9 protein-coding genes are annotated in these 11,761 nt (G+C 71.1%); 6 read left to right on the top strand and 3 right to left on the bottom strand.

The genetic code is table 11. The features are described from left to right. The first annotated feature begins 395 nt into the window (after positions 1-395). Positions 396-845 carry a PTS glucose transporter subunit IIA gene (locus tag ACH4D5_RS37865; protein ID WP_398312449.1) on the top strand — a complete coding sequence of 150 codons (450 nt, stop codon included), beginning with the start codon at positions 396-398 and terminating at the stop codon, positions 843-845. A gap of 77 nt (positions 846-922) precedes the next feature. Continuing rightward, complete coding sequence (gene ptsP / locus ACH4D5_RS37860; protein ID WP_398312447.1) at positions 923-2,593, top strand: phosphoenolpyruvate--protein phosphotransferase; 1,671 nt, start codon at positions 923-925, stop codon at positions 2,591-2,593. Positions 2,594-2,662: 69 nt separating this feature from the next. On the opposite strand, the gene ACH4D5_RS37855 is transcribed toward ptsP, so the two are convergent. Further along, the gene (locus ACH4D5_RS37855; RefSeq protein WP_398312444.1) at positions 2,663-3,556 is read right to left on the bottom strand and encodes a hypothetical protein; all 894 of its coding nucleotides are present in this window, start codon (positions 3,554-3,556) and stop codon (positions 2,663-2,665) included. 90 nt (positions 3,557-3,646) lie between these two features. Beyond that, positions 3,647-5,632, bottom strand: a complete 1,986-nt coding sequence (locus ACH4D5_RS37850; RefSeq protein ID WP_398312441.1) for an acetoacetate--CoA ligase — start codon at positions 5,630-5,632, stop codon at positions 3,647-3,649. Positions 5,633-5,847: 215 nt separating this feature from the next. On the opposite strand from ACH4D5_RS37850, the gene ACH4D5_RS37845 reads away from it, so the two are divergent. After that, entirely contained in the window at positions 5,848-8,211 is a 2,364-nt protein-coding gene (locus ACH4D5_RS37845; protein WP_398312438.1) for a glycoside hydrolase family 31 protein, read from the top strand. 51 nt (positions 8,212-8,262) lie between these two features. Here the strand turns inward: ACH4D5_RS37845 and ACH4D5_RS37840 are convergent, their stop codons facing one another. Further along, entirely contained in the window at positions 8,263-8,793 is a 531-nt protein-coding gene (locus ACH4D5_RS37840) for an NUDIX domain-containing protein (protein WP_398312435.1), read from the bottom strand. 72 nt (positions 8,794-8,865) lie between these two features. Here ACH4D5_RS37840 and ACH4D5_RS37835 point away from each other — a divergent pair, with 72 nt between their 5' ends. The 3 genes from ACH4D5_RS37835 (at position 8,866) to ACH4D5_RS37825 (ending at position 11,371) form a co-directional block, all read left to right on the top strand. Continuing rightward, complete coding sequence (locus ACH4D5_RS37835) at positions 8,866-9,672, top strand: M15 family metallopeptidase (protein ID WP_398312432.1); 807 nt, start codon at positions 8,866-8,868, stop codon at positions 9,670-9,672. 62 nt (positions 9,673-9,734) lie between these two features. Further along, the gene (locus ACH4D5_RS37830; RefSeq protein ID WP_398312429.1) at positions 9,735-10,184 is read left to right on the top strand and encodes a Zn-ribbon domain-containing OB-fold protein; all 450 of its coding nucleotides are present in this window, start codon (positions 9,735-9,737) and stop codon (positions 10,182-10,184) included. Beyond that, positions 10,181-11,371 (top strand): lipid-transfer protein, encoded by a 1,191-nt coding sequence (locus tag ACH4D5_RS37825; RefSeq protein WP_398312426.1) that lies wholly within the window; start codon positions 10,181-10,183, stop codon positions 11,369-11,371. Before ACH4D5_RS37830 ends, ACH4D5_RS37825 begins: the two co-directional genes overlap by 4 nt. The last annotated feature ends 390 nt before the right edge of the window (positions 11,372-11,761 follow it).

Here is an 11,761-nt window from a genome sequence, read left to right as displayed (position 1 = left end):
ACTCTTTCGTGTCCGATTTCCTCGGTGCCTTTCCGGTTCCCGCTCCGGCCTTTCGGCTTTCGCGTTTCCCTTTCCGGCGGTTCCGACTTTATCAGGTCTCATTCGTCTCTCTGACCACGGTCACCGCGAACATGCGGAACCGATCCCAGGGATAGGATCTGATGTGAAGGATGCCGCCGGGGCCGGACGCTTGCGTCCCACGGCCTCAGGCAGGAGTACGACTGTACATCGGGCATCGGGCCGGGCGCAAATCGTTCGTGCGCTGCCTCTACGTCCGTCAACCGGGACCACTCATGCGGAACCGGGACTTCCTATGACTTACCCTTCTGAACAGCGCGTCGTCCCGGACAGGTAGTGACGACGGCTATGAATCTCCACCCCCTGGGAGGCTTGCCATGACCAGCGTTTCGTCCCCGCTTGCAGGACGCGCCATTGGGCTCTCTGCTGTACCGGATCCCGTGTTCTCAGGCGCGATGGTCGGGCCTGGCACGGCTATCGATCCCGTGCGTGAGCCTTCCGAGGCCGTCTCTCCCGTGGACGGCATCGTCGTCTCTCTCCACCCCCACGCGTTCGTGGTGGTCGACGACCAGGGTCACGGCGTGCTGACGCACCTGGGCATCGACACTGTCCAGCTCAATGGTGAGGGCTTCGAGCTGCTCGTCAACAAGGGCGACACCGTGCAGCGCGGCCAGGCCGTGGTCCGCTGGAACCCGTCCGCCGTCGAGGCGGCCGGCAAGTCCCCGGTGTGCCCGATCGTGGCGCTCGAGGCCACGGCCGAGTCCCTCGCCGACCTCGTCGAGGCCGGCGACGTGAAGGCCGGCGACGCGCTCTTCAGCTGGAAGTGACGTCATCGCCGTCACTGACGGCAGGCACGACAACCACCGCGACGGCTGGGCCCGTCGCACTACCAGAGACGGGTGAAATGGAGACAACGCTGCGAGGCGTCGGTGTCAGCCACGGTGTGGCGATCGGCGAGGTTCGGCACATGGGTACGGCTGTGCTCGAGCCGCCGGCCAAGCAGATTCCCGCGGAGGAGGCAGAGCGCGAACAGGGGCGCGCTCGCCAGGCCGTGGAAGCTGTGGCGGCCGACCTGAATGCGCGCGGCAATCTGGCGGGCGGCGAGGCCCAGGCGGTGCTCGAGGCGCAGGCCATGATCGCCCAGGACCCGGAGCTCATGTCCGACGTCGACCGGCGCATCACCGTCGGCAGCACGGCCGAGCGTGCCGTCTACGACGCGTTCTCCCACTACCGCGAACTGCTGGCCGGTGCCGGTGAGTACATGGCCGGTCGCGTGGCGGACCTCGACGACGTGCGGAATCGTATCGTCGCGCGCCTGCTCGGCGTTCCGATGCCGGGCGTTCCGGACAGCGACCAGCCGTACGTACTGATCGCGCGTGACCTGGCTCCCGCCGACACCGCGCTGCTCGACCCGGCTCTGGTGCTCGGCTTCGTCACGGAAGAGGGCGGTCCCACGAGCCACAGCGCGATCCTCGCGCGGGCGCTCGGCGTGCCGGCCGTCGTGGCGCTGCCCGGCGCCGGTGAGCTCGCCGAGGGCACCGTCGTCGCCGTGGACGGCAGCACCGGTGAGATCTTCGTGGACCCGAGCGAGGAGAAGCGCGCGCAGCTGTCGGCCGCCGCCGCCGAGCGCAAGGCCGCGCTGACCGCGTCGACCGGTCCGGGTGCGACGTCCGACGGGCACAAGGTGCCGCTCCTCGCCAATGTCGGCGGTCCCGCCGACGTGCCGGCCGCGGTCGAGGCGGGGGCCGAGGGCGTCGGCCTGTTCCGTACCGAGTTCCTGTTCCTGGACGACAGCACGAAGGCGCCGTCCGAGGAGAAGCAGGTCGAGGCGTACCGCAAGGTGCTCGAGGCCTTCCCCGAGGGCCGGGTCGTCGTGCGTGTGCTGGACGCGGGCGCCGACAAGCCGCTCGACTTCCTGACGCCGGGCGACGAGCCGAACCCCGCGCTCGGTGTGCGAGGGCTGCGGACGCTGCTCGACCACCCCGAGGTGCTGCGGACGCAGCTGACGGCGCTCGCCAAGGCCGCCGAGGGGCTGCCCGTCTACCTCGAGGTCATGGCCCCGATGGTGGCGGACCGCACCGACGCCAAGGCCTTCGCGGACGCGTGCCGTGAGGCGGGGCTGCAGGCGAAGTTCGGCGCGATGGTCGAGATTCCGTCGGCCGCGCTGCGGGCGCGCTCGATCCTGCAGGAGGTCGAGTTCCTGTCGCTGGGCACCAACGACCTCGCTCAGTACGCCTTCGCCGCCGACCGTCAGGTGGGCGCAGTGTCCCGGCTGCAGGACCCGTGGCAGCCCGCGCTGCTCGACCTGGTGGCGATGTCCGCCGAGGCGGCGAGTGCCGAGGGCAAGAGCTGTGGCGTGTGCGGCGAGGCCGCTTCGGACCCGCTGCTCGCGTGTGTGCTGACCGGTCTGGGTGTCACCTCTCTGTCGATGGGTGCGGCGTCCATTCCTTACGTGCGTGCGACGCTCGCCAAGTACACGCTGGCGCAGTGCGAGCGTGCCGCGTCGGCGGCGCGTGCCGCGGACAGCGCCGAAGAGGCTCGCAAGGCCGCGCAGGCGGTGCTGTCGGGCGAGTAGCCCGCTTGCGGCATTCTGATCGCGACCCCGAGGGGCGCTCCACCGGTCGGTGGGGCGCCCCTCGGGCGTTCAGTGCGTGTGTCCCCCTTCCGGAGCGTCCGGTTCGAGTTCGGGGGCGGCGCAGTAGTCGACGCCGGATTCCGGGGAGACCAGTTCCCCCGAGATGGCGTCGGTGCAGTACGCGTCGAAGACTTCGGCCGCGTTGAGGGGCTGGAGGCGGCCGCCGTGCATGCGCCAGCCCTGGACGCGGTCGCGGGTGCCTTCGGCGCTGGAGCGCAGCACCATGCCGACGGCGCGGTGGGTGGCGATGCCGACGGCCAGGACGGTGGCGAACTCCAGGGCCTCTTGGTCGTCGAGCAGGGCGCGGCCGTCGGCCTCGACCTCGATGTGCAGCGCGGCGAGGAGGGTTTCGGGGTGGGCGGGGACGCTGCACACGAGGTGCCGGGTGCCGGGGCTGGAGGTGTCGAGGGCCCGCGTGATCAGTTCGGAGGCTCGGGCGAAGGCGGCTCGTCCGATGTCCTCGCCGCAGGTGGCGCAGGTGCCGGCGCGGGCGAGCTGCACTGTCGCGTACTCCCAGGTGGCCCGGCGGACCGCCTCGTCGACGAGGTCGGGGACGAGGTCGGCGAGGGGCTGGCCCTCGTACGGAACGGTGGGGCCGCCTGCGGCCAGTTCGGCGGTGAAACGGGTGCGGCTGTCCGGGGTGTCCGGGTCGCGGCCGGTCTCCGCGCAGTACTCCTCGTACTCCTGGGGGTCGAAGAGCGCGATGGTGGTGTGGCTGCCCTGGGCCGCGAGGGTTTTGAGGAGGGCTTCGACCTGCTGGAGGTAGGTCTCGTGGTCGTCGAAGGTGAAGCTGCGGTAGCGGCGCATGGCCGCGAAGTCCGTCTCGTCGGCCAGCAGGCCGATGGTTCCGGCGACTTCGCGGCGCAGTGCGCGTCGCATCGTGTCGTGTCGGGTGTGCGCCATGATTTTCCCCCTGCGTACGGTCGATCAATGCTCACTCACAGTAACGAGGGGCACTGACAACGGCCGCTGAGCTGCGGGAAGGCGCTTTCGTCAGGCGCGCTTGCGGGCCAGGTCGGCGTAGAAGTCGAGGAGTTCGATGCGGTCGACGGAGCCGGGATTGACCGCCTTGTCCAGAGGTGTCCCCTGGAGGAGGCGTTTGACCGGGACCTCGATGCGCTTGCCGGTGAGGGTGTGCGGGACGGCGGGGACCTCGATGACCTCGTCCGGGACGTGGCGGGGTGAGAGCTGCTCGCGGATGGTCCGCTTGATGCGGTCGCGCAGGGCGTCGTCGAGGGTGGCGCCTTCGGCGAGGTGGACGAAGAGGGGCATCCAGTAGCCGCCGTCGGGCTGTTCGACGCCGATGACGAGGGATTCGCGGATTTCCGGCAGCCGCTCGACGGCTTCGTAGATGTCGGCCGACCCCATGCGGACGCCCTGGCGGTTGAGTGTGGAGTCGGAGCGGCCGTGGATGACGACCGAGCCGCGTGAGGTGAGGGTGATCCAGTCGCCGTGGCGCCAGGCGCCGGGGTACGTGTCGAAGTAGCTGTCGTGGTAGCGGGTGCCGTCCGGGTCGTTCCAGAAGTGGATGGGCATGGACGGCATGGGGTTGGTGACGACGAGTTCGCCGACCTCGTCGGTGAGTGGCTTGCCCTGGGGGTCCCAGGACTGCAGGTCCGTGCCGAGGCAGGGCGCCTGGAGCTCTCCGATGTGGACGGGGAGGGTGGGGACGGCGCCGGCGAAACAGGAGCAGACGTCCGTGCCGCCGCTGACCGATGCCGTCCACAGGCCGCCCGGGGTGTCGGCGAATTCGTCGTGCAGCCAGCGGAAGCCGTCGGGGGGCAGCGGGGAGCCGGTGGTGGCGACGCAGGTGACGCGGGAGAGGTCGAAGTCCCTGGCGGGGTGGACGTCGGCCTTGCGGCAGGCCATGACGTATGCGGCGGAGGTGCCGAAGAGGGTGGCTCCGGTGCGCTCGGCGATGCGCCACTGGGCGCCGGTGTCGGGGTGGCCGGGGCTGCCGTCGTACAGGACGATCGTGGTGCCCGTGAGGAGACCGGAGACGAGGAAGTTCCACATCATCCAGCCGGTCGACGTGTACCAGAAGAAGCGGTCGTCGGGGCCGAGGTCGCAGTGGAGGCCGAGCTGCTTGAGATGTTCGACGAGGATGCCGCCCTGGGACTGGACGATCGCCTTGGGCAGGCCGGTGGTGCCGGAGGAGTAGAGCACCCACAGGGGGTGGTCGAAGGGCACCTGTTCGAAGGTGGGTGCCGTGTCCCCCGAGGTGAGGGCGGACCATTCCAGGGCGCCGTCGGGGGCTTCGGTGCCGAGCAGCGGGATGTGGACGACGGCGCGGAGGCCGGGCAGTTCGGCGCGGAGTTCGGCGACGGTGTCGCGGCGGTCGTGCTCCTTGCCGCCGTAGCGGTAGCCGTCGACGGTGAAGAGGACGACCGGTTCGACCTGCTGGAAGCGGTCGAGGACGCTGCGGGCGCCGAAGTCGGGGGCGCAGGAGGTCCAGACGGCGCCTACGGCGGCGGTGGCCAGGAGGGCGACGACGGCCTGCGGGATGTTCGGCAGGTAGCCGCTGACGCGGTCTCCGGGGCGTACACCCAGATTGCGCAGTTCCGCGGTGAGGGAGCCGACTTGGCGGCGGAGCTCGGCCCAGGTGACGGGCTGGGGGTCGTGGCTCTCGTCGACGTGGAGGAGGGCGGGGGTGTCCGCGCGCGTGGGGTCCTCGGCGGCGCGGAGTGCGTGCTCGGCGTAGTTGAGGGTCGCTCCGGGGAACCACTCGGCGCCGGGCATGGCGCGGTCGCCCAGCACGCGCGCGTAGGGGGTGGTGAAGCGGACGTCGAACCAGTCGGTGACGGCTTTCCAGAACGTCTCGAGCTCGGTCACCGACCAGCGGTGCAGCGCTTCGTAACCCCCCTCGGCCGGAGCTCCGTAGCGCTCGGCCGCCCAGGCCTGGAACTGGGTGACCTGCGCTTCGGCGATCCTCTCGGGGCTCGGCTGCCAGAGCGGCACAGGGTTCGCTGAGGACGTCATGGGGCGGCTCCCGGACTGTACGCGTCGTATGCGTGTGGGGTGCGCACGTGCTGGGTGTGCGCGTGAACACGGCTGCAAGGGACGATGCCACGTGATCGACTTCCGCACCAGGGTCTGCCGCACAAGGGTGCCCCGTCGGACATGTGGCGTAGCCCCAGGTGAACGGCAGTTGAACGCGGCCCGCACACGGCTTCTTCGGTGGCAGGGTGAGCAGCATGAACGGTCGTGACCTGGTGCGTTCGGTGAAGGCGGTCGGCATGGTCGGCACGGCGCGGGGGTTGCGCACGGTGCGCTCCTCGTGGCGCAGGTGGCGGGCGGACGCGACGGGGCTGGCGCCCCGGGGTGCGGAGCGTGCGCGGGTGCCGGGGGCCGTGACGGGGATGGAGCCGGAGCCGGGCGGTGGTGTGGTGCGGTTCGCCCGCTCCGAGCTGCGGGTGCGGGTGACGGTCGGCGGAGCGGTCTTCCTGGGCTGGGACGGGGCGGAGCCCGAGCCGTCGTACGCGTTGTCGTGCGGGAGCCCCGAGCCGGACCCGCGGGCCGTGCTCGAGCCCGACAAGGAGGGCGGCTGGCGGGTCGTGTCGGAGCGGGCGACGGTCGTCGTCTCGCGGCACGGTGCGGTGGAGCTGCGCACGCCGGGTGGTGTGATGCTGCGGCGTGATCTCCCGCCGCGCTGGTGGGAGCCGGCCGAGGGGGGTGCGGCGCGCTGGGTGCAGCGGTCGGAGGTGGCGGCGGACGCGCGGTTCTTCGGTCTGGGCGGGCGGTCCCGCGGGCCACGGCTGCGGAACGGGACGTACCGGCTGTGGAACACCGACCCGGGCGGCTCCTTCGGGCCGGATGACGATCCGCTGTACATCACCATGCCGGTGCAGATGGTGGTGGCGGATGCCGCCACGCATCTGGTCTTCCACGACAACACGTGGGAGGGCGATGTCTCGGTGCGCGAGGGGGTGGAGGGTGACGGGTCCGGTCATGACCGGGCCGGTGCGTGCGAGGTGCGGATGAGTGGCGGGCCGCTGCGGTGCTGGGTCATGGTCGGCACGCCCGCGCGCGTGATGCACGCGTGGGCGTCGCTCACCGGCCCGCCCGCGCTGCCGCCCTCGTGGGCGCTCGGGCATCATCACGCGCGGTGGGGTTTCGGCAGTGAGCAGGAGGTGCGGCGGATCGTCGCCGGGTATCAGGAGCGCGGGCTGCCGTTGGACGCCGTCCATCTGGACATCGACCACTACGAAGCCCACCAGGTCTTCACCGTCGACAAGGAGCGCTTTCCCAAACTGCCGCAGTTCGCCGAGGAGTTGCGCAGGGACGGGATCCGGCTCGTCTCGATCATCGATCCCGCGGTGAAGTCCGAGCGGGGTGTCGAGGTGTACGACAGCGGGGTGGCGGCCGATGTGTTCGTGCGGGACGTCGCGGGGCGGCCGGTGCGCGGTGTCGTGTGGCCCGGAGAGGCGGTGTATCCGGATTTCACCGACCCGCGCGCGCGTGAGTGGTGGGGCACGCTCTACGAAGAGCGTCTGGAGCAGGGCTTCGCGGGCTTCTGGCACGACATGAACGAGCCGGTGTCGTTCGCGGCGTTCGGTGAGACGACGCTGCCCCGGTCGGCGCGGCACTCCCTGGAGGGGCGTGGTGGTGACCACAGGGAGGCCCACAACGTGTACGGCCTGGGGATGGCCCGTGCCGGGTACGAGGCGCTGCGTGTGCTGCATCCCGAGGAGCGGCCCTTCTTGTTCTCGCGTTCCGGCTGGGCGGGGATGCAGCGCTACGGAGGGACGTGGTCCGGAGACGTGTCCTCGGACTGGCCGGGGTTGCGGGCTTCGTTGGCGCTGGTGCTGGGGCTCGGGTTGTGCGGTGTGCCGTACTCGGGGCCTGACGTGGGTGGTTTTGGCGGCAGTCCGTCGCCGGAGCTGTATCTGCGGTGGTTCCAGTTGGGGGCCTATCTGCCGCTGTTCCGTACGCACGCGGCGATCGGGGCCGGGCGGCGTGAACCGTGGGAGTTCGGTGAGGAAGTGCTGGGGCACGCGCGCGAGGTGCTCGTCGAGCGCAGGCGGCTGTTGCCGTACTTCGTGACGCTCGCCCATCTCGCGCGGCGTACGGGGGCTCCCTATGTGCGGCCCCTGTGGTGGGGGAACCCCGAGGACCGGGCGTTGCGGGACTGTGAGGACGCGTTCCTGCTCGGGGATTCCCTGCTGGTGGCGCCGGTGCTGGAGTGCGGTGCGTTGCGGCGGTCGGTGCGGTTGCCGGCGGGGCGCTGGTACGACACGGCGACGGGCAGGGCGTACGAGGGGCCAGGGAAGGTGCTGGTGGACGCTCCGTTGGCGCGCGTGCCGGTGTTCGCGCGCGCGGGCACGGTGGTGCCCGTGCGCGGCGCCGACGGCGACTTGGAGCTGGAGGTCTGGGCGCCTGCCGAGGGGCGTACCGGTGGTGGTGTCGTGGTGGTGGACGCGGGTGACGGCTGGGCGGAGGCGGAGCTGGAGCGGTTCACGACGCGGTGGAGCGCGGGGCGCGTGGTCGTCGAGCGTGACGGGGGCGAGGACGGGCCCGCACCGGGGCGTCCGGTGCGGGTACGGGGACTCGATGGCTGAGGGGCAGTGTGTGACGGGAGTGGGCGGCGGCTGCGGGCCGGGAGCTCCTGGTCAGTAGCGGCCCTCGAACCACGCGCGTGCCGCCAGCGTGTGCAGCGGGAAGGCGAGCTCGCCGGGGCGGCGCAGCAGGTCCCAGCCCTCGGTCTCGTCGGTCGGCGCGGGCGCCGGCAGGTCGGAGACGGGTCGTGCGGGGAGGAGGCCGAAGAGCAGGAGGTATCCGTCGGGGGCGCTCATGGCGTCGGCCAGACGGACGTCACGGCTCTCCGCGCCGATGCCGGTCTCTTCCTTCAGCTCGCGCACGACCGCGTCGCGCCAGTCCTCCCTGTCGTCGATGAAGCCGCCGGGCAGGGCGAGGCCACCGAGCGCGGGGGCGATGGTGCGGGTCACGACGACCAGGCCGGTGCCCTGTGTGTCGTACGCGGGCTGGACGGCGACCGCCACGGGCAGCGGGTTGCGGTAGGCCACTGTGCCGCAGGCGGCACAGGTGCGGGGCCAGCCGGAGGGCTGGTCTTCGTAGGACGCTCCACAGCTCGAACAGTGGGAGCCCGGAACGGAGTTGGTGGTGTGTGGGGATGCGGACACGCCGCGGACTGTATCCGATCCCCGATGCGTCGGTCTTTCGCGGGTGGCGGAGACCCTGATAGACGCAGGGGCATGACAGGAATTGTCCCCGCTCTGCGGAATCTCGCCGTCGGCGCCGCCGCTCTGCTGGCCGTGGCAGCCGCTCCTTCGCCCGCGCAGGCCAAGCCTGAACCGAAGGCTCCGGAGGAGTTCGTCGCGCTGCGCGACGTCGACCCGACGATCATCCAGGAGATGCGCTACTTCACCCCGCACAACTTCGTCGGGGAGCCCATCGACGGCTATCGGAAGCCGATGTGCATCCTCACCGAGCCGGCTGCGAAGGCACTCCACAAGGCGCAGCGCACTCTCCTGCGCAAGGGCTACTCCCTGAAGGTGTACGACTGTTACCGGCCGCAGCGAGCCGTCGACCACTTCGTGCGCTGGGCCGAGGATCTCTCCGACGAGCGCATGAAGGCGGAGTTCTATCCCCATGTCGACAAGTCGCGGCTGTTCGCGGACGGTTACATCGCCAAGAAGTCCGGGCACAGCCGTGGTTCGACGGTGGATCTGACGGTGGTGCGGCTGCCTGCCCTGCCGACCCGCCCGTACGTCCCCGGAGAGCCCCTGACGCCCTGCTTCGGTCCGCGGAGCGAGCGCTTCCCCGACAACTCGGTGGACATGGGGACGGGGTTCGACTGCTTCGACACGCTGTCGCACACGGACGATCCGCGCATCAAGGGAAAGCAGCGGGCCAACCGCGATCTGCTGCGGAACACCCTGGGCAAGCAGGGCTTCGTCAACCTCCCTGAAGAGTGGTGGCACTTCACGTACAAGCCGGAGCCGTTCCCCGACACGTACTTCGACTTCCCCGTCTCGCGGAGGTCGCTGCAGGGGACGTAGCGCCGACGGGCACCCCATGGCACACTTCTGACGTTCCGTCAGATCCAGTGCCTGGAGGAGCCTTGTCGCGTACGCGCACACCCGTAGTGGCCAACTGGTTCGCCGGGGAGGGCGAGGACTTCCGCCTTCTGGGCACGCGTTGCTCTTCCTGTGCCTGCGTCTTCTTCCCTCGCGAGGACGGCTTCTGCCGCAACCCCGGCTGCGGGAGCGGGGAGCTGGCCGAGGTGCCGCTGTCGCGGCGCGGGCGCGTCTGGTCGTACACCGACGGCCGCTACCGGCCGCCCGCGCCCTACGTCTCCGACCCGGAACTTCCCTGGCAGCCCTACACGTTGATCGCTGTGGAGCTGGCGGCCGAGCGCATGGTGGTGCTCGGGCAGTCGGTTCCCGGGGTCTCCGTCGCCGACCTGGAGGTCGGCATGGAGGTCGAGGTCGTCCCCGGGGTGCTGAACGAGGACGACGGGACGACGTCGTGGACGACCTGGCACTGGCGGCCCGTGGGGGTGGGCGCATGACCGGAGAGGTGGCGGTGCTCGGCGCGGGCATGCATCCCTGGGGCAAATGGGGGCGCGGCTTCGTCGAGTACGGAGTGGCGGCGGCGCGCGCGGCGCTCGCGGACGCCGGGATCGACTGGCGGGACGTGGGTTCCGTCGTCGGGGCGGACACGGTGCGCGGCGGCTATCCCGGTTACGTGGCGGGGGCCACGTTCGCCAAGGCGCTCGGTTGGCAGGGCGCGCGCGTGGCGAGTGTGTACGCGGCGTGCGCGTCCGGCGCCCAGGCCATCAACGCGGCGCGCACACAGATCCTGGCGGGCATGGCCGACGTGGTGCTGGTGGTCGGCGCCGACGCGGCCCCCAAGGGGTTCTTCCGGCCCGCCGGCGGGGACCGGCCGGACGATCCCGACTGGCTGCGGTTCCGGGTTCTCGGGGCGACGAACCCCGCCTACTTCGGCCTGTACGCACGCCGCCGGATGGCCGTGCACGGCGACACCCTGGAGGACTTCGCGCAGGTCAAGGTGAAGAACGCGGCAGCGGGCGCGCTCAATGAGAACGCGCGCTACCGCAAGGCCGTCACCGCCGAGGAGGTCGCCGCCTCCGCCGTCGTGGCCGACCCGCTGCGGCTGCTCGACATCTGCGCCACCTCGGACGGCGCCGCGGCCCTGGTGCTGTCCAGCATGCAGTTCGCGCGGCGGCACGGGGCGGCGGATCCGGTGCGCATCCGCGCGGTGTCCACGGTCACGCCGACGTATCCGACGACGGTGCTCGACCTGCCGGACATCGCCACGGACTCGGCGGCGGTCGTGAGCCCCGCCGACGGGACGTTCCGCGCGTCCATCGCCCGGGCCGCGTACGAAGAAGCGGGCATAGGCCCCGAGGACATATCGCTGGCGGAGGTCTACGACCTGTCGACCGCCCTGGAACTGCAGTGGTACGAGGACCTGGGGCTGTGCGGCGAGGGCGAGGGCGCCAAGCTGTTGCGCGACGGGGTGACGGCGCCGGGTGGGCGCGTGCCCGTGAACACCAGCGGAGGACTCGCCTCCTTCGGGGAGGCGGTGCCCGCCCAGGCCATCGCCCAGGTCTGCGAAGTGACCTGGCAGCTGCGCGGGGCCGCCGGGGCGCGGCAGGTCGAGGGGGCGCGTGTAGGAGTGACCGCGAACCAGGGGCTGTTCGGACACGGGTCGTCGGTGGTGGCGGTGCGCTGACGGGTCGGTCGTAGCGGTGGCCCCTGAGTTCGCCGGTCGTCGCGGTGACCTGAGCCTGCCGATCCTAGCGGTGCTCTGAGCCCGTCCGCGGGGTCTGCCGGTCGCTCACCACGGGCGCCGTGGAGGAAGCCCACACGCCGGTTAACCGTTGCCGTCCGCGACCTTGACGCTCCATCACCATCGGTGAACACTTCCGGGTGTCAGTCGGCGTCGCCGCACTTCGGCTCCACGCGTTCAGAGCGTCTGCGCGCGCGAAGGGTCTGCACAAAGGGCCTGTTCACCAGGTCATCCCCCATGGGCGATTCGACTGCGACGGCACGCTCGCCATGGACGCCGGGCGGGGTTCGGGAGACCTCTGCCGCCGGCTGCGTCAGCCGGGCGTATCCAGGC

The sequence above is a fragment of the Streptomyces sp. NPDC018029 genome (assembly GCF_044327655.1).
Lineage (GTDB): Bacteria > Actinomycetota > Actinomycetes > Streptomycetales > Streptomycetaceae > Streptomyces.
The sequence above is the reverse complement of the archived record's forward strand: the minus strand, read 5'-3'. Positions and strand labels throughout refer to the sequence as shown.